Source organism: Glycomyces tarimensis, assembly GCF_054776215.1.
In genome coordinates, this window is sequence record NZ_BAAHCB010000002.1 from 80495 (window position 1) to 100055 (window position 19561).

19 protein-coding genes and 1 tRNA gene are annotated in these 19561 nt (G+C 66.8%); 11 read left to right on the forward strand and 9 right to left on the reverse strand.

The genetic code is table 11. From position 1 onward, the window contains the following. The first annotated feature begins 4 nt into the window (after window positions 1-4). The 3 genes from ACYVK3_RS02465 to ACYVK3_RS02475 are packed head-to-tail and all read left to right on the forward strand — an operon-like array spanning window position 5 to window position 2057. On the forward strand, window positions 5-475 hold the full coding sequence (locus ACYVK3_RS02465; RefSeq protein ID WP_460495672.1) for a hypothetical protein: 471 nt from the start codon (window positions 5-7) through the stop codon (window positions 473-475). After that, window positions 472-1194, forward strand: coding sequence for a P-loop NTPase family protein (locus ACYVK3_RS02470; RefSeq protein ID WP_460495673.1), 723 nt, complete (start codon window positions 472-474; stop codon window positions 1192-1194). The genes ACYVK3_RS02465 and ACYVK3_RS02470 overlap by 4 nt, the downstream gene beginning before the upstream one ends. Further along, window positions 1191-2057 carry an ABC transporter permease subunit gene (locus tag ACYVK3_RS02475; protein ID WP_460495674.1) on the forward strand — a complete coding sequence of 289 codons (867 nt, stop codon included), beginning with the start codon at window positions 1191-1193 and terminating at the stop codon, window positions 2055-2057. The genes ACYVK3_RS02470 and ACYVK3_RS02475 overlap by 4 nt, the downstream gene beginning before the upstream one ends. Before the next feature lie 64 nt (window positions 2058-2121). On the opposite strand, the gene ACYVK3_RS02480 is transcribed toward ACYVK3_RS02475, so the two are convergent. Continuing rightward, entirely contained in the window at window positions 2122-2928 is an 807-nt protein-coding gene (locus ACYVK3_RS02480; RefSeq protein WP_460495675.1) for an AfsR/SARP family transcriptional regulator, read from the reverse strand. A 1210-nt stretch (window positions 2929-4138) separates the two neighbouring features. On the opposite strand from ACYVK3_RS02480, the gene ACYVK3_RS02485 reads away from it, so the two are divergent. Then, on the forward strand, window positions 4139-6418 hold the full coding sequence (locus ACYVK3_RS02485) for an NACHT domain-containing protein (RefSeq protein ID WP_460495677.1): 2280 nt from the start codon (window positions 4139-4141) through the stop codon (window positions 6416-6418). A 118-nt stretch (window positions 6419-6536) separates the two neighbouring features. On the opposite strand, the gene ACYVK3_RS02490 is transcribed toward ACYVK3_RS02485, so the two are convergent. Beyond that, window positions 6537-6618, reverse strand: a tRNA-Leu gene (locus ACYVK3_RS02490). A 125-nt stretch (window positions 6619-6743) separates the two neighbouring features. Between ACYVK3_RS02490 and rph the strand changes: the two genes are divergently transcribed. The 3 genes from rph (at window position 6744) to ACYVK3_RS02505 (ending at window position 8995) form a co-directional block, all read left to right on the forward strand. Further along, window positions 6744-7469, forward strand: a complete 726-nt coding sequence (gene rph / locus ACYVK3_RS02495; protein ID WP_460495678.1) for a ribonuclease PH — start codon at window positions 6744-6746, stop codon at window positions 7467-7469. 7 nt (window positions 7470-7476) lie between these two features. Then, complete coding sequence (gene rdgB, locus ACYVK3_RS02500; RefSeq protein WP_460495679.1) at window positions 7477-8067, forward strand: non-canonical purine NTP pyrophosphatase; 591 nt, start codon at window positions 7477-7479, stop codon at window positions 8065-8067. Window positions 8068-8140: 73 nt separating this feature from the next. Continuing rightward, window positions 8141-8995 carry an SDR family oxidoreductase gene (locus tag ACYVK3_RS02505; protein WP_460495680.1) on the forward strand — a complete coding sequence of 285 codons (855 nt, stop codon included), beginning with the start codon at window positions 8141-8143 and terminating at the stop codon, window positions 8993-8995. A gap of 13 nt (window positions 8996-9008) precedes the next feature. Here the strand turns inward: ACYVK3_RS02505 and ACYVK3_RS02510 are convergent, their stop codons facing one another. Beyond that, the gene (locus ACYVK3_RS02510) at window positions 9009-9467 is read right to left on the reverse strand and encodes a peroxiredoxin (RefSeq protein ID WP_460495681.1); all 459 of its coding nucleotides are present in this window, start codon (window positions 9465-9467) and stop codon (window positions 9009-9011) included. A 192-nt stretch (window positions 9468-9659) separates the two neighbouring features. Between ACYVK3_RS02510 and ACYVK3_RS02515 the strand changes: the two genes are divergently transcribed. Then, window positions 9660-10796 (forward strand): lytic polysaccharide monooxygenase, encoded by a 1137-nt coding sequence (locus tag ACYVK3_RS02515; RefSeq protein ID WP_460495682.1) that lies wholly within the window; start codon window positions 9660-9662, stop codon window positions 10794-10796. Between the two features lie 82 nt (window positions 10797-10878). Then, a complete protein-coding gene (locus tag ACYVK3_RS02520; RefSeq protein WP_460495683.1) occupies window positions 10879-11760 on the forward strand; it encodes a hypothetical protein in 882 nt (293 codons plus the stop codon). A gap of 110 nt (window positions 11761-11870) precedes the next feature. On the opposite strand, the gene ACYVK3_RS02525 is transcribed toward ACYVK3_RS02520, so the two are convergent. The 3 genes from ACYVK3_RS02525 to ACYVK3_RS02535 are packed head-to-tail and all read right to left on the reverse strand — an operon-like array spanning window position 11871 to window position 14524. Continuing rightward, entirely contained in the window at window positions 11871-13511 is a 1641-nt protein-coding gene (locus tag ACYVK3_RS02525) for a DUF885 domain-containing protein (protein WP_460495684.1), read from the reverse strand. 21 nt (window positions 13512-13532) lie between these two features. Beyond that, entirely contained in the window at window positions 13533-14060 is a 528-nt protein-coding gene (locus ACYVK3_RS02530; RefSeq protein ID WP_460495685.1) for an NADH-quinone oxidoreductase subunit J family protein, read from the reverse strand. After that, window positions 14057-14524, reverse strand: a complete 468-nt coding sequence (locus ACYVK3_RS02535; RefSeq protein WP_460495686.1) for a 4Fe-4S binding protein — start codon at window positions 14522-14524, stop codon at window positions 14057-14059. Before ACYVK3_RS02535 ends, ACYVK3_RS02530 begins: the two co-directional genes overlap by 4 nt. Window positions 14525-14676: 152 nt before the next feature. On the opposite strand from ACYVK3_RS02535, the gene ACYVK3_RS02540 reads away from it, so the two are divergent. Next, window positions 14677-15144, forward strand: a complete 468-nt coding sequence (locus tag ACYVK3_RS02540) for a hypothetical protein (RefSeq protein WP_460495687.1) — start codon at window positions 14677-14679, stop codon at window positions 15142-15144. Between the two features lie 4 nt (window positions 15145-15148). Next, window positions 15149-15868, forward strand: coding sequence for a class F sortase (locus ACYVK3_RS02545; RefSeq protein ID WP_460495688.1), 720 nt, complete (start codon window positions 15149-15151; stop codon window positions 15866-15868). Window positions 15869-16345: 477 nt separating this feature from the next. On the opposite strand, the gene ACYVK3_RS02550 is transcribed toward ACYVK3_RS02545, so the two are convergent. From ACYVK3_RS02550 to ACYVK3_RS02560, 3 genes are read right to left on the reverse strand one after another with little or no spacing between them, the layout of a single operon-like run. Continuing rightward, window positions 16346-17161, reverse strand: coding sequence for a sugar phosphate isomerase/epimerase family protein (locus ACYVK3_RS02550; RefSeq protein ID WP_460495689.1), 816 nt, complete (start codon window positions 17159-17161; stop codon window positions 16346-16348). Then, the gene (locus tag ACYVK3_RS02555; protein WP_460495690.1) at window positions 17158-18249 is read right to left on the reverse strand and encodes a dihydrodipicolinate synthase family protein; all 1092 of its coding nucleotides are present in this window, start codon (window positions 18247-18249) and stop codon (window positions 17158-17160) included. The genes ACYVK3_RS02550 and ACYVK3_RS02555 overlap by 4 nt, the downstream gene beginning before the upstream one ends. After that, window positions 18246-19400 (reverse strand): Gfo/Idh/MocA family protein, encoded by a 1155-nt coding sequence (locus tag ACYVK3_RS02560; protein ID WP_460495691.1) that lies wholly within the window; start codon window positions 19398-19400, stop codon window positions 18246-18248. Before ACYVK3_RS02560 ends, ACYVK3_RS02555 begins: the two co-directional genes overlap by 4 nt. Between the last annotated feature and the right edge of the window lie 161 nt (window positions 19401-19561).

Genomic DNA, 19561 nt, shown 5'->3' on the forward strand with positions numbered 1-19561 from the left:
TCGTTTGAAACATCGAGTGATCGCCAAGCTCCGGCGCGAGAGCGGCATGATGATGGGGTCGGCGATCGTCATCTGGATGACCCTGAGGCTGGCGACGGTCAACGATGACCGGTCCATCTCGGGTTTGTCGATCGCGGCGTTGCTGGCGCCCATGGTGATCGCCGCGCTCTATTACGGTGCCGAGTCGCGGCGCCTCGCCCGCGGCGACCGCCGCCTTCGGGCGGCGAAGCCGCTGCTGCGGGCCGGCCAGGGCGCCTGCGTCGTGCTGCTGATCGCCGCAACGGCCGATCTGGTGTGGCGATGGGACCGGATCGGGACGACCACAGGCGTCGCCACCGCCGTGGTCGTGACCGTGGCCGCACTGACCTACTTCGGCTACTTCCACCGTCGAGTCGCCGCGAACGCCGACCGCGGATACCGATTCGCGCGGACCCCGATCCACCGGATGCTCACCACGAAGGGGAACAGCACGTGAACCATCCGATCCTCGTCGCTCGGGGCCTCACCAAGCGGTACGGGCGCAGGACCGTCGTCGACGACCTGTCGTTCGAGGTGGGCGCCGGGGCGGTCACGGCGCTGCTGGGGCCCAACGGCGCGGGCAAGTCCACCGTGCTTCGCATGATCTTCGGGCTGGCGAAGCCGACCTCGGGAACCGTGGCCCTGGAGGGATCGGCGTACCGCGATCTGCCGAACCCGGCGTCGGTCGCCGGGGCGCTGCTCGAGAACCACGGGTTTCATCCCGATCGGAGCGCCTACGACCACCTGCGGATCGCCGCCGCCGCGGGCCGGTTCGAACCAAGCCGGTGCGACGCGGTGTTGGCGTCGGTCGGGCTGGCCGAGCGCGCCCGGGATCGGGTCCGCACTTACTCCCTCGGCATGAGGCAGCGCCTGGGGCTCGCGGTCGCCATGCTGGGGTCGCCTCGCATGCTGATTCTGGACGAGCCCATGAACGGCCTGGATCCCGAGGGCATGCACTGGCTTCGCGAGTACTTGCGCGATTTCGCTTCGAAGGGCGGCTCAGTGCTCGTCTCCAGCCATGTGCTCGCGGAAGTGGAGCAGCTCGCCGACGAGGTCCTCATCGTCGACCGCGGGCGGAAGGTCGTCGCCGGCACGCTCTCGGCGATCGTCACCGAGGGGAGCAGCCTCGAGCGGACGCTGCTGGCCTTGACCGCGTCGAAGGAGGCCGGCGCATGAGAGCAGTCCTGATCAGCGAGTACCTGAAGTACCGGACTTTGCCGCTCTGGCGCTGGTTCGCGCTCGGGACCGCGGCTTGCGCGCTGGTGGCGTCCGCGTGGACCGCCGTCCAGATGAGGGCGTTCCTCCAATCCTTCGACGACTACCTGGCGGCGTCGATACTTCGACCTCGCGAGGAGCTCTCCGAGGCGACCGTGGCCCAGATGCGGCTGAACTACGATTCGTTCTCCGACCCCGACACCATGTTCGCGCTCTTCCTGACCAGTGGGCAGTACGTGGGTCTGCTCCTCGCCGCGCTGCTGGCGGCGACCATCGTCACTTCGGAGGTGCGGCACCGGACGCTCGGAGCGAGTTTCCTGGCGGTACCGCGGCGGGAGAAGGTGATCGCCGCGAAGTTCCTCATCTCGGTGGCCTCCGGAGTCCTTCTGTGGGGCATCGCCACGGCTGTGAACCTGGCCGTCACCGTCGTCTTCGCGATGACCACGAGCGCCGACTTCCGACTGCCGCTGGGCGCGGTCGCCGTCAACCTCGGCGCCTACGTCACATGGTCGATACTCGGATCGTCGGTCGCGACGTTCTTCCAGAACCACACGGTGGCCGCGGTCGTCCTCGCCGTCGGGTACGTGGCGAGCTCGACCGGAGTCCAGTTGTTCTTCGAACTGGTCGATCAGTTCGTGTACCACTCCGAGTGGCTCTACCGGCTGCAGGTCCTCGTGCCCGGGGTGGCCTCTCAGCTGATGACCGCCGTGGAACGGGAGATGCCCCAGCTTCCGGACCCTTGGGTCGGCGCGGTCGTACTGCTGGGTTACGCGGTCCTCGCGGGGACCGTCGGGTCAGTGGTGCTGCGCAGAAAAGAAGTGTGAAACGGGCGGTCCATCGGTCGCCTCAAGGGAGCCGGCATCGCAGGGCGCCTTCACGGCACTCGGCTCACACACGGCCCAGCGCCCGCTGTACCTCGGCGACCACGCTGGCGCGGTCCTCGTTGAGAATCGACAGCTGCACCCTCCGGAGCAGCCTGGGAAGATCCACGCCATAGCTTTGGTAGTGGGCCGACTCCCGCCGGATACCGTCGAGCGACTCCAACGTGTCACCCGCCAGAAAGTTCGCCGCGATGGCGAGGGCCGAGAGCTGCGGATCGTCGCGTTCGGCCAGGCGGGATCGCGCCTCGTCCCGTGCGTGCTGGAAATCGCCGAGCACGATCCTGAGGGAGATCGACATCTTCTCCAACAGCATGCGGGTGTTCAGCAGGGACACGCGTGTCGCCTCGAACCATTGAGTGGTGTGGAAGTCGACCCCGAATCCCTCCAAGTTGATCTCCAACAGCGCATGACACTGTTGCAGAGCGGCGGCGGGGCACTCGGTGCAGCGGGCTCGCACCGCGCGGGTGTGTTCGTCGAGTGTCAGCAGGTCGACCAGCGACGGGTCGGTCTCGATCCGGTAGCCGCCTTCGCCGCCCCAGGCGGCACGGTGGGTCACGATCCGAATCCGGTCGTCGAGCCCAGCGCGGCGCACCTGTGCCCGCAGGTTCGCGACCAGTGTCCGGATATTGGCCTTCGCGGAGTCCGGGGGACGGTCCCACAGAATCTCTGCCAGCTTGGCCTGGGTGACCACGCGGTTCGGCTGTAGTGCCAGCACTGCCAGCAGCGCTCGGGAGCGGGCGGGCGTCGGACCGACGGTGGCGGAGGGGCCGACGAAAGTCACTGGGGGGAGGAGTTGTATTGGGGCTTCGAGCATCGAGGGTGCTGCTCCTTGGATGCGACTACTGCTCTGCTCGCTGTCGGGGTGACCTGTCTGATCACCGGGTCGGTTCGGTGCTGGACGGGGTGCCTCGGCGGTGCCGAGGCCATGGAGCGGAACGACCCTCATGCGGCGGGCCGGCAAGCGGAGGAGCACACCTCTGCTGAGAGCGGCGTCGGCGGCGAGCGGGTCCTGTTCCTAAGAGCACTGTCGTGGGGTTCACGGGGGATGCCTGTCGATTTTACCACAGCCGCACCGCATGCGGTGGCATAACGAAACCCGTTGCGAACCGTGAGTGACGACTCCGGCGACGACCGCCGCACCGATCGTCCCCACGCGACACTACGAACCCGCCCGCGCGAACGGATCGAGACGCCACCCGCAGGAGCCCGGCAGAGCCTGAAACCCGACGGAGGCGAATCCGCCATGCCCCGCCCGATCCGGCTGTAACCTCATGTTCGGCGCGTTCGGCAGCGGCTCTGGATCCCGGGGGTACTCGCTTGTTATATGAGGTTCCCGACCCGGAAGCGCGGCAAGCACAACGGCATCTCGGGGGTCACTTCTCCACCATCCGGTCGCGGAGCCGCATCACGGCCCGCATACTCGGCGCTCACTCGGTGGCGTCGGAAGCGGCGGTGGCACGTTCCTACTAGTTTTGACACTTAAGACTCCGATCCTCGTCCTTCAACTCGGCATAGTCGCACACACCGCAATCGATTGATGAGCCAAGCCCACCGAAGCAGAATTTCACCGAGCTCATCCGAGCAGCGCTATGTGTCTCCGCGAGTCTCTCCACCTCCCGCAATCTGAAGCCAAAGTAGCCAGACATCTGCGTCCCAGATTCATCCCCGCAAGCTCCATCGGAGCTGGGCGTGCTTCAAGATCCTTGTTCTGATGAATTCATCCCACCAGACACTATAGTGCTCAGCAGGCACAGTTACAGTACTCAGAACCGAACTACTCGATACCGTACGGGATAGCGCGGCAATCAAACCCAATGCTAAATTAGAGTCAGCTAGGTACCGACAGCATCGGTCAATTCGGGCGAACCATAGGATTTCGCGCGATAAGCACATCGGTCCAAAGCTACTGCACAACTCTGATTGCCCGCAATCTTCTGAAACACGATGAATAGCCTCTTTGGCATGTCACCCACTCACTTGAAATATTGTAATTAGGTCGCACCATTCCCTGCTGGAGGCCACTAATGAGCCGCATCAACGAATCGGACAATGCTTTTGAAAATCGCGCTAGAGAAATTGCCCGAGCGATACATGACCCTTACGGTCTCCAAGGAGCAATAATGCATCGCGGCAAGGAACGCGACGCTGTGTTCATCTTGGAGGATACCATCCATGCCTATGAGTTCACGGTTTCAGGAAGCAGCTCCAAGGCTCGACAGGACGCCCGAAAGCTCGGCGAGCTCCTAAATGATCTAGGCAAGATGTCGGAAAACAGTTTCAAGACAAAGACTGGTTGGTTTATCACACGAAATGAGCCTACGGCCGACCAAAGGAGGACAGTTTCGGAGGAGTCTCGAAAGGCACAAGTAACTATTCACCCAGCAAGCATTAATACACTCCAACGACGCATCTGCGATTCGACTGCTTACCTTCGAGCAAGAGATGAAGCCCCGTTTGGCAGCATTTCATATCTGCGCGACACAGCACGACTTAATATCAAGGTTGATGTCTCATTTTCGGACGAGGCCGAAGACAGTATCGGAATCAGGAAGTTCGCTAGTAAACTTCGAGAAGGATATCGATCACTAATTCTCGGAGAATTCGGAGTAGGAAAGAGCCACGCCTTGCGGGAACTCTACCATGAACTTCGTAAGCGTCATTTGAAGGATAGTTCCCTAACACCATTTCCAGTCCATATCAACCTACGGGACTGTGCAGGACTCAGAAGCCCAGCCGAAATTCTTCGAAGGCATTCAGAAGAGATTGGCTTTGCCAGCGAGCGGAGTCTAATTTCAGCATGGCGTGCCGGTGCGTGTATCTTGCTACTTGATGGATTCGACGAGATCGTACCTACAAGATGGCTGGGAAATGCAGCTGATCTAAAGGAAGTGCGTCGCGCAGCACTTGAGCCTGTACGTCGATTGGTTGAAGAAACACCTGATGGAACAGGTGTTGCGATCTGCGGCAGATCACACTATTTCTCGTCTGAAGTCGAAATGATAGAAACACTCGGATTCGAATCCTCGGATAATCTTACCTTCATCCAGGATTTCACACAACAGCAAGTCGATGAATATCTGAAGGCCGCTGGTGTTACATGGAACGTACCTGACTGGCTTCCGGCACGACCGCTACTAATCGGATACCTTGTAGCCATAGAGGCGCTCGCTGATCTCAATGCAACCAGCTCTAGCAACCAGGCTGCAGCCTGGCGCAAGTTCTTCAACGCCATCTGCGAGCGGGAAGCCAAGATGTTCAGCGCTGTGCGCCCCGACACAATTCGTAGAATTCTGTCTCGCGTTGCAACACTTGCAAGGTCCAAGGGAGACGAAACTGGACCTATTGATATGGACATGATGAAAGATGCGTTTATTACCATCAACAATCGACAACCCGATGGGGAAGGGTTGCAGCTTCTGCTTCGTCTTCCTGGATTGGCAATGTCAGGGGACGAGAACCGCGTCTTTGTAGACCGAAATCTCGCAGATACAGCGTATGGCGAAGATCTTGCATTCTATATCTCGAATCCGTATGATGAGCACCCATTGTCAAAAGTAAGCTCATGGTTCAGTGCCGCAAGTGAGCTTGGAATTGAAGTCGCAGCAAAGGGGCTCGAAGACAACAACATTACCTCCCGTGCCGCGTTGTCGGTTGCAACACGACGACAGAATGCCAATCGATTTGATGCAGTTCTATCCGACATGCTGAGCTCAGTATCAGCGCTTGAACCCGAAACAGTTGAAACGGGAACCACCTTCCTAATCGAAGGTGTGATCTATGAACTTCTATCTGTCAACTCCGACGATCCGCTGTCTGGCCGGATTTCGTATCAAGATTGCATTATTCAGACGCTTGATATTTCAATGACAGAAAGAGGGCAAGATTTTCCTGCGTTCCACCGTTGCCTGATCGGTTTCTTGGACGGAGCAACGTCAATCCCTTCGTGGCTTGATGGAAATTTTATTGACTGTGACATCGAGCAATACTCAGTTCAGTCTCATACAACCGCGGGAATTCTGCAGCTCAATATGGATCCAGAGCTCAAAGTAGCCCTGACAATCCTGAAAAAGATATACTATCAGCGAGGATCTGGTAGGAAAGAAGGTGCACTTTCACGCGGACTTGACCAGGCCAGCAAAGACTTGGTTCCAGCGGTCATTGTGCGCCTCCAGTCCGCAGGATGGATCATTCGGAGCTCAACCAGGAGCGATGTCGTATACCGCCCCGTCAAGAATCGCTATACAGCTGCTCTCCGAGCCCTGGAGAAGCCAGGGGAATTTAGGATATTATCGACTCTCAGTTGAGTGAAACTTCCGTATGAGTTCAATTTTCAGCAGTCTTAGTTGCTCTATCCGCAGGCCTTGGTGATAAGTTACCTAAGCGACTTTCCAAAGCACCTGGTCCCTGAAAGGGAACCCTACGTGCACGAGGGGGGACTCGAACCCCCACGCCCGAAGGCACAGGAACCTAAATCCTGCGCGTCTGCCAGTTCCGCCACTCGTGCGAAGCCGAGTGGGACAACCGGAGGTTCGGTCGCCACTCGTGCGTGTGCCCGCGGAGCGGGCACAATGCCGCTCAGGGCAGCAACCAGTGTGTCACACGCCTGTTCGTTCCCGTACGCTGGTGGAGATGACTCGACCCGACAAGCGCGCGGCCGATGAGCTGCGCCCCGTGAAGTTCACCCGATCCTGGACCGACCACCCCGAGGGCTCCGTCCTCGTCGAGTTCGGCCGCACCCGGGTGTTGTGCACCGCCTCCGTCACCCCCGGGGTGCCCCGCTGGCGCCGCGGCAGCGGCGAAGGCTGGGTGACCGCGGAGTACTCCATGCTCCCCCGCTCGACCCACTCCAGGTCCGACCGCGAATCCATCCGCGGCAAGATCGGCGGGCGCACCCACGAGATCTCCCGCCTCATCGGCCGGTCGCTGCGTGCCTGCGTGGACTTCAAAGCCTTGGGCGAGAACACCATCACTCTCGACTGCGATGTGCTGCAGGCCGACGGCGGTACCCGCACCGCCTCGATCACCGGCGCTTACATCGCGCTCCACGACGCGGTCGGCTGGCTGCGAGACCAGAAGCTCGCCCGCAAGCCCGAGAAGGTCCTCACCACCTCGGTCGCCGCGATCAGCGTCGGCATCGTGAACGGCGCCCCGGTCCTCGACCTGCCCTACGAGGAGGACGTCGCCGCATCGGTCGACATGAACGTCGTGTGCACCGGCGAGGGCGACTTCGTCGAGGTGCAGGGCACCGGCGAGGAGGCCACGTTCAGCCGCACCGAGCTCGACCAGCTGCTCGACCTGGCCATCAAGGGCTGCAAGGAGCTCGCCACCCTCCAGGCCCGCACCCTCCTGTCGTAGGCGAGCCGTGAAGATCCTCCTCGCGACCCGCAACGCGGGCAAGATCGCCGAGCTGCGCCAGATCCTCGCCGAGGCGTCCCCCTCGGTGGAACTGGTCGGGCTCGACGCGGTCGAGGCGTTCCCCGAGACGCCCGAGACCGAACTGACCTTCGCCGGCAACGCCCTGCTCAAGGCCCGCGACGGAGTCGCGCACACCGGCCTGGTCACCATCGCCGACGACTCGGGCCTCGCCGTCGACGCCCTGAACGGCATGCCCGGAGTGCTCTCGGCACGCTGGGCCGGCCGCGCCAAGGACGACGAGGCCAACAACGCGCTCCTGCTCGACCAGCTCGCCGACCTCGCCGACGACCGGCGCGGCGCCAAGTTCGTGTGCGCCGCCGCCCTCGTGCGCCCCGACGGGCGAGAGACCGTCGTCCACGGCGAGATGGCCGGTCGCATCGGCCGCGCCCCGCGCGGGGACAACGGTTTCGGCTACGACCCGCTGTTCCTCCCCGAGGGCTACGACCTCACCAGCGCCGAGCTGAGCCCGGAGGCGAAGAACGCGATCTCCCACCGCGGGAAGGCGTTCCGGGAGCTCGCCCGGCACCTGGCCGCGTAGTTCGCCCTTGCCCTGACAGGTCTGGCCGACTGTGTTTCGATGGTCGCTGGGGCACGCATGAGGGGAGAGCGACATGATCGCCGTCACCGGGGCGACGGGCAATCTCGGCCGTCTCGTCATCGAGCATCTGCTGGAGCGGCAGGTCCCGCCGGAGCAGATCGCCGCACTGGTCAGGGACCCCGACCGGGCCGCTGACCTGGCGCGGCGCGGCATCGACGTACGCCACGCCGACTACGACCACCCCGACACGCTCCGGCCGGCGCTCGCGGGCGTCGAGAAGCTCCTGCTCGTCTCCGGCTCCGAGGTCGGCAAGCGGCTGACCCAGCACCGCAACGTCATCGACGCGGCGGCGCACGCCGGCGTCGGCCTGGTGCTGTACACGAGCATCCTCAAGGCCGACACCTCGCAGGTGGCCCTCGCCGACGAGCACCTCGGCACCGAGCGCCACCTGCGGGACTCGGGTCTGGCCCACCTCATCTTGCGCAACGGCTGGTACCTGGAGAACTACACGCAGAACCTCGACCAGGTCATCGAGTCGGGAACGCTGTACGGCGCGGCCGGGAAGGGCCGCGTCGCCGCGGCCGGACGCAACGACTACGCCGAGGCCGCGGCGGTGCTGCTGACCGAGGACCACGGCGTCGACAAGGTCTTCGAGCTGTGCGGAGACGAGCCGTTCGACTACGACGAGCTGGCCGCCGCGATCGCCAAGGTCGCCGGGACCGACGTGGTGTACGTGAACATGGACCCGGACGCCTACACGCAGGCGCTGGTGCAGTCGGGCCTGGAGCTGCCCGCGGCGACGGGCATCGCCGACGCCGACCAGGGCGTCGCGCGCGGGGAGCTCGACTCGAACTCGACGGACCTGAGCGACCTCATCGCTCGCCCGACGATGCCGCTGCACGACGCGCTGCGCGGCGCGATCCTGTAACGGGCATCGGGCCTTAGGACGACTGTCGCTCCCGCAGGACCTCGATGGCCCGGTCGGCGTGGGCGTTCATCTTCACTTCGCTCTTGACGGCGCCGATGATCTTGCGGTCGGTGTCGATGACGAAGGTCTTGCGCTTGGTCGGCATGGCGCTGATCTTGCGTTTGACGCCGAACGCGGCGGCGACCTCGCCGTCGGCGTCGGACAGGAGCGGGTAGCCCAGCGAGTGCGTCGAGGCGAATTCGGCCTGCTTGGCGACGTCGTCGGTCGAGACGCCCACCGGGCTCGCGCCGAGCTCGGCGATCTCGCCGGTCAGGTCGCGGAAGTGGCAGGCTTCGGCGGTGCACCCGGCGGACATCGCCATCGGATAGAAGAACAGCACCACGGGGCCGTCTTCGAGCAGCTCGGAGAGCCTGCGCGACTCGCCGGTCTCGTCGGGGAGGGAGAAGTCCGGAGCAGTGTCGCCGATGTCCATGACGCCAGTCTATCGAGCGGGCGGCACCTCGCCGAGCGGGCCGTTTGCAGAAACGCTCAGTACATCGATATAGTCGAATATCACAATGCAGGTTTCCGAAGTTGCATTGGCCGCAGATCAGCAGCACAGCAGTTTGGCGCAGGTTCGACAGAGCCGGTTGGGAGCGCTCCATGATTGACAGAGGAGAACCTCATGTCCACAGCAGCAGCCGTGGGCCTGCGAAGCAGGCGCCGCAGGCTCGTCGCCATCCTGGCGCTCATCGTCGCCGCCGTGGTGGCCGCGACCCTGTCGACGGTGTTCACCCAGTCGAAGTCTGAAGCGCACGGCGCGACGGTCTTCCCGGGCTCACGCCAGTATTTCTGTTACTTCGACGGGCTGTCCGGCAGCGGCGCGCTCGACCCGTACAACGAGGCCTGCCAGAAAGCGCTGGACGAGGCCGGCTCGGGCGCGTTCTACAACTGGTTCGGCAACCTCGACTCCAACGGCGCGGGCCAGACCGTCGGGTACATCCCCGACGGCCGGCTCTGCGACGGCGGCGGACGGGGCCCGTACAACTTCGAGCCGTTCAACGACCCCGGCAACTGGCCCCGGACCCACGTGACCGCGGGCGACACCGTCGAGTGGCGCTACAACAACTGGGCCCACCACCCGGGCAAGTTCGACCTGTACATCACCAAGCCCGGCTGGAACCCGAACCAGCCGATCGGCTGGGACGACATCGAGAAGTTCCACACCATCCAGGACCCGCCCCAGACCGGCGGTCCCGGTTCGGACTCGAACTACTACTACGCCAACCTGACCCTGCCCCAGCGCTCGGGTTACCACGTGGTCTTCACGCACTGGATCCGCTCGGACAGCACGGAGAACTTCTACGCCTGCTCCGACGTGGTCTTCGACGGCGGCAACGGCGAGGTCACCGGGCTGCGGCCCGGCACGAACCTGCCGGGCAACGACGGCGGCGTGACCAACCCGGGCCCCGACCCGACCACCGACCCCGGGACCGACCCGGGCGAAGAGCCGGTCGAGGGCGAGTGCGCCGCGACGGCCAGCGTCAACAACTGGGGTTCGGGGGCGACGGTCGAGATCACCGTCGCCAACACCTCCGACGCGGGCATCAGCGACTGGATGATCCACTGGCTGTGGCCGCCCGACTCGGGCATCACGATCACCAACTCGTGGAACACCGAGATCTCCACCATGGGCGACATGCAAATGGCCGGCCCGTCGGGCTGGAACGCCAATATCGCCTCCGGCCAATCGATCACCTTCGGTTTCAACCTCAACGGGTCGCTGACCCAGATGCCGGAGCTCGACTGCATCGTCGGTTAGACGAGACTCCGAATCGTCAAGTTCGGCTCCTCCTCCCGGCAGCGCTGCGATACTGATGCAGAGCCATCCGGGAGGGGGAGCCATGTCCGCGACCACCACCGCCGGCGGCCTCCGCGCCGAGCGCGCCGCCGCCCCGATGCGGGCCGGCGCCGTCGTCAAGGCCTACATCGCCGACCAGGTCGACGCCCTGGGCCGCGCCATCGCCCGGACCGAGCGCTACGAGCCCGGATCGGTCGCGCTGACATGCACCGCGATCCACCGCATCCGCGCGGCTCTGCGCGGCTACCGGCACCTGTTCGCCGAGGCGCCCTCCGGCGGGCCCCGGCTCGACCGGCTCCTGGCGGCCCTCAAACGCACCGACGACCTCGAGGCGCTGCGCGTCCACTTCGCCGACCGCTTCGCGCAGCTTGGCCTGACGGCCGCCGACCACCCCCGCTGGTACGCCGCCCTCGAAGCCCAGCAACGGGACTCCTACACGCAGATCGAGCGCATCAGCTCCCAGGCGTGGGTGGCGATGCTGCTCGGCCAGGTGCGGATGTTCGCCGAGCACGCACGCTTCACCCCGGACGGCGACCGGCCCGCCTCCTCGCTCATGCCCGTGCTGACGCGGGCGAAGACGCACCTGCTCGACACCTACGCGCGACTCGGCCGCGCCGCCGATCTGACGACCGCCCTCGAAGCGACCCGCGCGGCCGCGCTGGACGCCCGCAGCCTCGCCGAGGCGGCGCAGCCCGCGCTCGGGCGCGCCGCCGACGACATGATCGCATCGGCGACCGCCATGGAGGAGCTGCTCACCCGGCACCGCCTGGCCGTCATCGCCGGGAACCGGCTGCGGCGCCTGCCCGGCGCCGACCGGGCCGACCGGCTCACCACCCGCCTGGCGGACCTCGAGCAGCAGCAGCTGCGCCGGCTCGACGACGAGCTCGACGGCGCCGCCGCGGCCCTGGCGGAGCTGTGGCGCTGACGCTCCTCGTCCTCGCCGTCAAGGCGCTCGGGGCGAGGCTCGGAGTCGCCCAATGACCGACCCCGTACGTGGGGAGGGAGCCGGTGACCGGCTCCCTGCTCGCGCACGCCTTACCCGCGCATGACCGCGGCGAGGTTGTCGAGGCCGATCGGGCCGAGATTCAGGGCCTTGGTGTGCCAGGCCTTCAGGTCGAAGGCGGCCCCGGCGGCGGCCTTGGCCTCGTCGCGGGCGGCCGTCCAGGCGCGTTCGCCGAGCTTGTAGCAGATCGCCTGGGCCGGCCAGCCGGCGTAGCGCACGATCTCGGCGTGACCGCGGTGCGGCGCTATGCCGCCGCGCTCGCGCAGCACCTCGAGGGCCACGTCGAAGTTCCACCGCTCGCCGTGCCGCTTCGCCTCCGATTCGGGCAGCGGCAGGTCCAGGTGCCAGCCGATGTCGATGACGACGCGGGCCGCGCGCATCGCCGAGGCCTTGAGCATGCCCAGGCGCGTTCCCGGGTCGGCGTGCCAACCGAGGTCGTCGGCGAGCCGCTCGGCGTACAGCGCCCAGCCCTCGGAGTGGCCCGACAGCGAGCCGGACACCTTCGCGAAGCGGCTCAGGCCGTCGCCGGCGAGCTTCGCCTGCCCGATCTGGAGGTGGTGGCCCGGGACGCCCTCGTGGAAGACGGTGGTGAGCTCGCGCCAGACCGCGAACCGCTCGCGCTCGGCCACCGGCCACCAGGTGCGACCCGGCCGTGTGAGGTCCTCACTCGGGCCGGTGTAGTACGGCGACCCGGCCGAGGAGCCGTGGACGAGCTCGACGTCGAGCCGCATCAGGCGCGGGTCGATGTCGAAGTGGACACCGTCGAGCGCCTCGAGCGCGGACTGGTGCCGCTCCCGCAACCACGCCAGGTAGGCGCCGTGATCGGTGATCGCGGCGGCGTCGAGATGGTCGGAGACCTCCTCGAGGCTCGCGCCCGGCAGGATCTTGCCGGCCTCGGCGGCCATCTCGGCCTCGACGCGGCGCAGCTCCTCCCAGCCCCAGTCGTAGGCGTCGCGCGGGTCGAGCTTCGCGCCGAGCGTGCCGCGGGCGTGGAGCAGATAACGCTCCTCGCCGACGCCGTCGCCCGGGACCGCGTGGGGCGCGTAGTGGGTCTCAAGGTACTCGGCGGTGGCCGCGAACGCGGCGTAGGCCGCCTCGGCCGCCTCGGCGAGATCGCCGGCCTGGCGTCCGTCGCCGTAGGCCCGCACGTGCTTGTCGAACACGCGCGACTCGGCGTTGCGGCGGGCCTGCTTGGCACCCTCGAGCGCCTGGCGGACCGCGACGGTCTGCCCGGCCTCGATCCCGGCGTTCATCGTCCGGCGCCACGTCGCGAGCATCTCCGGGATCGCCCGGATGCGCGCTACGGTGGTGCGCCACTGCTCCTCGGTGCCCCTCGGCGCGAGGTCGACATACGAGCACAGGCTCTGGATGAGGCCGTACGGCACGCGCAGCGCGCGGCGCCACTCGCCGGCGTCGAAGAGCGCGAGCTGCGACTCCAGACGCTCGGCCATGTGCAGGCGCGCGAGATCGTCGGCCGCGCCGGTCGACGCCAGTGCCCGCAGGCGGGCGAGCGTGTCGCGCGCCAGCTTCGCGCGCTCGGCCTCGGCGTCCGGCCCCAGGTCGGAGGCGACGCCGAAGTCGCCCTTGATGCCGAGCGAGCCCGCCGCCATAGGGTGCAGCCGGGCGAACGAGGTGATGTACTCGTCGGCCAGTGCGAAAATCGGTGAGATCATGAACCGTAGCTTACCGCGCGGCTAGTGAGCCTTCGTCCGATGATCGCGACCCGCCGCGTCGCGCGTGGAGACCACGATCGCGCCGACGAGCGCGGCCAGCAAGAGCAGCGAGAGCACCTCGAACGGCAGCACCCAGTTCGCGAAGATCTCCTCGCCCATGGCGGCCGCGTCCCCGCGTTCGCGCTCCCCCAGGCCGACGCTCGTCCAACCGAACGCGCCGACGAAGACCGCCGCGAGACCCAGTCCGACGCCCCCGGCGATGACCGCGCCGGGCGCACGGCCCCGGTCCAGCTCGTCCGAGGCGTCAGTCGGGGCCTTCGTGAGCATCGTCGCGAACAGCAGCAGCACCACGATCGCGCCGACGTAGATCAGCACGAGCACCCACGCGAGGAACTCGGCGGTGAGCACCAGGGCCGCCCCCGCGATCCCGGCGAACGCGACCGCGAGCCACAGACCGGCGCGCACGATCCGCCTCGTGGTCACCACCGCGAGAGCGGCCCCGATCGCGAGCAGCCCGAAGGCCAGCAGCAGGACGTCGGCAAGCGTCATTCCTCCCCCGCTCCCTGCGGCAGCGATGACGCCGGGACGCGCTCCATCCACTCCCCCAGGTGCTCCTTGTCGTGGAGCAGATCGCGGATGTCGCCCTCGGCGTAGGCGAAATCGGGGGCCCAGAACAGCGCGTCGAACGGGCACACGTCCACGCAGATGCCGCAGTACATGCACAGCGAGAAGTCGATGTCGAAGCGGTCGAGGACGTTCACCTGGCGCGGGCGGGCCGCGCCCTCGACCTCGACGGTCTCCTTGTGCGAATCGATGTAGATGCACCAGTCGGGGCACTCGCGCGCGCACAGCATGCACGAGGTGCAGTTCGTCTCGTGCAGGGCGATCACGCCCCTGGTGCGCTCGGGCAGCTCCGGCTCGTGCTCGGGGTACTGGCTGGTAACGGCGCGGCGCGTGGCAGTGCGCGCCGTCGCGGCGAGGCCGCTGACAAGGCCGCTCCCGGGAAGCTTCATGCCCCTATCGTCGCAGATCACAACGATGTTCTCCACCCCGGAGAGCATCCCGAATTTTCCTCGAATAGCGATCGGAGGCTCCGCGCTGCGATTACGGTAGTCGACATGGGACTCCGGCGCCACGGCGCGCCGGGACGACCGGGAGGAAACCCATGTTGCAGGCACTCAGGAGACTCGCCGCGGCGGCGGCGCTGGCGACGGGCCTGGCGATCGCCTCCACCGCCCCCGCGAACGCGGCCGTCACCGTGACGCTCACACCGACGACGGCGACCGCCGGAACCACCGTAACGATCATCGCCGCGAGCTGCGCGCAATCGGCCACCGCGGCGGTCGAGGGCACCGACCTGAGCGTGGACATGCCGACCGAACACGAGCAGGCGAAGGGCACGTTCGTGGTGCCGAACGAGTGGCCGACCGGCACCTACTCGGTCGCCGTCACATGCGGCGAGGACACGGCGGCGGCGCTGCTGAACGTCACCGACGGCTCCGGCGCGAAGACCGGTTCGGGCTCCACGGCGACCGACCCGACCGCCGCGATCGCGCTCACCGGGGCGGCGGCGGTGGTCGTGGCCCTCACCGGGCTGTGGTTCCTGAGGCACCGCAGCAAGATCACCACCTGAGCCGATGGGCCGCACGGACAGCGACCACCGGCCGGGACCGGCACGCCGGCCCGGTGTCGCCGTCGCGCTGGCGATGCTGCTCGCCGGCGGCCTCGGCCTGGTCCTCGGCGGGCTCACGCCCGTACCGACCTTGCGCTGGCCCGACTGGACGGAGCGCCCGGCGGGCGATCAGGTGTACGCGGTGGACGCCGATGACTGGCTGGACCGTTCGGAGCCGCTCCGGGTGGACGCGGAGGCGGTGGGACTGCACGCGCCGCTGGTGGACCTGGGGATGAGCCGCCAAGGCGAGTTCGAGGTGCCGCCGCTGTCGCAGCCGCACGTGGCCGGCTGGTTCGAAGACGGTTCGAGCCCGGGCGAGTTCGGGCCGACGGTGCTGCTGGGGCACGTCGACACCGAGCTCAGCGGCCCGGCGGTGTTCTTCGGGCTGCAGAGCCTCGATGACGGCGACCGGATCGAACTGACCCGTGAGGACGGCATCGTCGTGGCCTACGAGGTGACCAAGGTGGAGTCGTATCCGAAGGAGGAGCTGCCGTACGAGGAGGTCTTCGGGATCGAGCGCGAACCGGTGCTGCGGCTCATCACCTGCGGCGGCCGGTTCGACCGCGAGGTGGGCGACTACACCGAGAACCTGGTGGTGTACGCGACGTACGCCGACCACCGCGAGGCGACCGAGGAAGACCGGTCGCGCCCGTTGAACGACCGTGACGACTTCATCGACGAGTGACCTGGGCTGAGCCCGGGCGGAAGTCCACGGTCAAGGGTGATCCGCCGCCCCCTATGCGGATATCCACATGGCAAAGAGCACCCGTGACCATTCCATCCCTCCGATCACAAGCCCACTACCAGCGACAACAGCAATATCCACAGCAGTTGTCCACAGGCGGGAAAAACATTCCTTGAGTGTGTTGCGCTTCTGTGTAACGCTGGCCGGAGTTTTGGTGTAGGTAGGCGGTCAGTGGGGGTCAGACCGCGGATCGCCGGAAGTTCGCAGCGCGGGATAGCGTCCCGCGCCGCGGCACCTCCGCCAGACTCCCGGGAGTAAGCGCGAGCGGCCGGGCCCGCAGGGCCCGAGGGCCCGGCCGCGAGCGCCGATGCAGGAACCGGTGGGCAGGACCAGGCTTCGGGGGCTAGCCGGCCGACCCCTGCCCACCACTGGCTGCGAGCCCGTCGGTGCCGAGGACCGGCTACCGGCTGTCGCCGCTCAGGAGAGCACGCGCTCGAATGCCGCGCGCGTCTCCTCGAACACTTCGTGCCCGGGCCTGGCCCACAGGTCGTCATTGAACAGCTCGACTTCGATGGGGCCGTCGAAACCGGTCGCATCGACGGCTTCCTGGTAACGGCGCATCTCTATGCAGCCGTCGCCGAGTTGGCCTCGGCCGGTGAGGACGCCGGCGGGCAGCGGAGTGATCCAGTCGGCGAGCTGGAACGAGGCGATGCGGCCTTCGGCTCCGGCTCGGGCGATGTCGTTCCAGACGTTCGGGTCCCACCAGATGTGGTAGGTGTCCACGACGACGCCGACGGCTTCGGCCGGGTGTGGTTCCGCCAGGTCGAGGGCCTGCCCGAGGGTGGAGACGACGCACCGGTCGGAGGCGAACATCGGGTGGAGCGGTTCGATGGCGAGGGTCACGCCCCGCTCGGCCGCGTAGGGGGCGAGCAGCGCGAGGGCCTCGGCGACGCCCTCACGGGCGCTGTCGAGGGTGCCGCCCTCGGGGATCGGACCGGAGACGAGGACGAGCGCGGGCGCCCCGAGCTCGGCCGTCTCGTCGATGGCGCGCTTGTTCTCGACGATCGCCTGCGGGGTGGGGTCGGTGAAGAAGCCGCCGCGGCACAGGCTGGTCACGGCCACTCCGGCGTCGCGGACCTGCTTGGCGGTGGCTGCCAAGCCCTGCTCGGCGACGGGCTCGCGCCACAGGCCGATGCCCGAGCCGGTGCGGGCGCACGCCTCGATGGCCTCGCGCTGATCCCAGAGCTTGGCGGTGGCGTGGTTGAACGAGAAGCGTTCGAGGACGGTGCTCATCGGCGTCCCCGCGGGGGCTGCCCGGCCACCTTCAGCAGGGCGTCGAAGCGCTCGGCCGCGAGGTTCGCGTCGGGGAACAGCCCGACGGCTTCGGCGAGGTCGTAGACCTCGGTCAGGTGCGTGATCGAGCGGGCCGCTTCGAGGCCGCCGACCATCTTGAAGTGGTCTTGGTGGCCGCAGAGCCACGCGAGGAACACCACGCCGGTCTTGTAGTTGAAGGTCGGTCGCTCGAAGACCTTGCGTGCCAGGTCGACCGTGGGATCGAGGATCGCGCGGAAGCCGTCCGGGTCATTGTCGTCCAGGCGCTTGACGGCCTTGGCCGCGAGCGGTGCGAGCGGGTCGAAGATGCCCAGGAGCGCGTCGGAGTGGCCTTGATCGTCTCCGGCGATGAGCCGCGGGTAGTTGAAGTCGTCGCCGGTGTAGCAGCGCACGCCCTCGGGGAGCCTGCGGCGCAGGGCGATCTCGGCGTCGGCGTCGAGCAGGCTCATCTTGATGCCGTCGATCTTGGAGGCGTTCTCGGTGATGATCTCCACGAAGGTGTCGGCGGCCTCGTCCAGGTCGCTCGATCCCCAGTAGCCATCGAGGGCCGGGTCGAACATGGGGCCGAGCCAGTGGAGGATCGCCTTGCCGCTCACTTCGTGCAGGAGCTCGGCGTAGAGCTGCTTGTAGTCGTCGGGGCTCTTGGCGGTGGCCGCCATCGCGCGCGAGCACATGAGGATGGTGCCGGCTCCGGCGTCCTCGACCACGGACAGCTGGTCGAGGTAGGTGGCCTTGATCTCGTCGAGGGTCGTCGGCGCTGCGGGGAGCAGGTCGGTGCCGACGCCGCAGGCCAGGAGGTCGTCGGGGCCGGCGGCCTCGGCGGAGCGGCGGATGAGCTCCTTGGTCGCCTCCCAGTCCAGGCCCATGCCGCGCTGGGCGGTGTCCATCGCGTCGGCGACGCCCAGGCCGAGGTCCCACAGGTGGCGGCGGTAGCGGATGGTCGCGTCCCAGTCGACGGTCGCCGGGCGGCCGGGCCCGTTGTCGGCGAGCGGGTCGGCGACGACGTGCGCCGCCGAGTAGATCACGCGGGAGTGGAACCGGCGGCTCACAGCTCGAGCTCCTCGAGTTCGATCCGGCGCCCTTCGAGGGCGGAGCGGTAGCCGGCCTCGGCCAGTTGCACGCCGCGGGCGGCGGCGAGGAAGTCGTGGTGCCACGGTGCGTCGTCGACGACGTGGCGCAGGAACTCCTCCCACTGGAGCTTGAAGCCGTTGTCGAAGTCGTCGTTGTCCGGCACCTGGTGCCACTGCTCGCGGAAGGCGATCGGCTGGTCGATGTCGGGGTTCCACACCGGCTTGGGGGTGTGGGCGCGATGCTGGGCGCGGCATTTGCGCAGCCCGGCGATGGCCGAGCCCTCGGTGCCGTCCACGTGGAACTCGACGAGCTCCTCGCGGTCGACGCGGGTGCACCAGGACGAGTTCATCTGCACGACGGTGCCGTCGGTGAGCTCGAAGATCGCGTACGCGGCGTCGTCGGCCGTGGCGGCGTAGGACTTGCCCTGTTCGTCGAAGCGCTCGGGGATGTGGGTGGTCACGTGGGCGGTCACGGACTTGATGGGGGCCAACGTCCCCTCGAAGACGTAGGACCAGTGGGGGAACATGTCGAGGACCATGCCGCCGCCGTCTTCGGCGCGGTAGTTCCAGGAGGGGCGCTGCGCGTCCTGCCAGTCGCCCTCGAAGACCCAGTAGCCGAACTCGCCGCGGACCGACAGCACGCGCCCGAAGAACCCGGAGTCGAGCAGCCGCTTGAGCTTGCGCAGACCCGGGAGGTAGAGCTTGTCGGCCACGGCGCCGTTCTTGATACCGGCGTCGCGGGCGGCGCGGGCCAGGTTGAGGGCGTCGTCCAGGTTCGTCGCGATGGGCTTCTCGGTGTAGACGTGCTTGCCGGCCTTGATCGCGGCGTTCACGGCGGCGAGGCGGTGCTGCGTGGTGAGGGCGTCGAAGTAGATGTCGACGCTCGCATCGGCGAGCGCCTCGTCGAGGCTCGTGGTGTACCGGTCGATGCCGTGGCGCTCGGCGATCTCGGCGAGCTTGTCGGCGTTGCGGCCGACCAGGGTGAGCTCGGGCCAGATCACCGATCCGTCCGCGCGCTCGACGCCGCCCTGCTCGCGGATGGCGAGCAGCGAGCGCACCAGGTGCTGGCGGTATCCCATGCGCCCGGTGACGCCGTTCAGGGCGATGCCGACGGAAATTCGTTCTGTCATAGGGGTCTGCTCCAGACAATGACTATGTCAATTTACGGCTCCGCAAGCGCCGGCCGCGGAGCGGCAAACGCTTTCTCAAGGGTTTGACAGAAGCATACAGCAAAACCGCAGTCGCGTGAAAGCGGTCGCATGACAGATTTCGGTGGAGAAGAGGCCTGCTC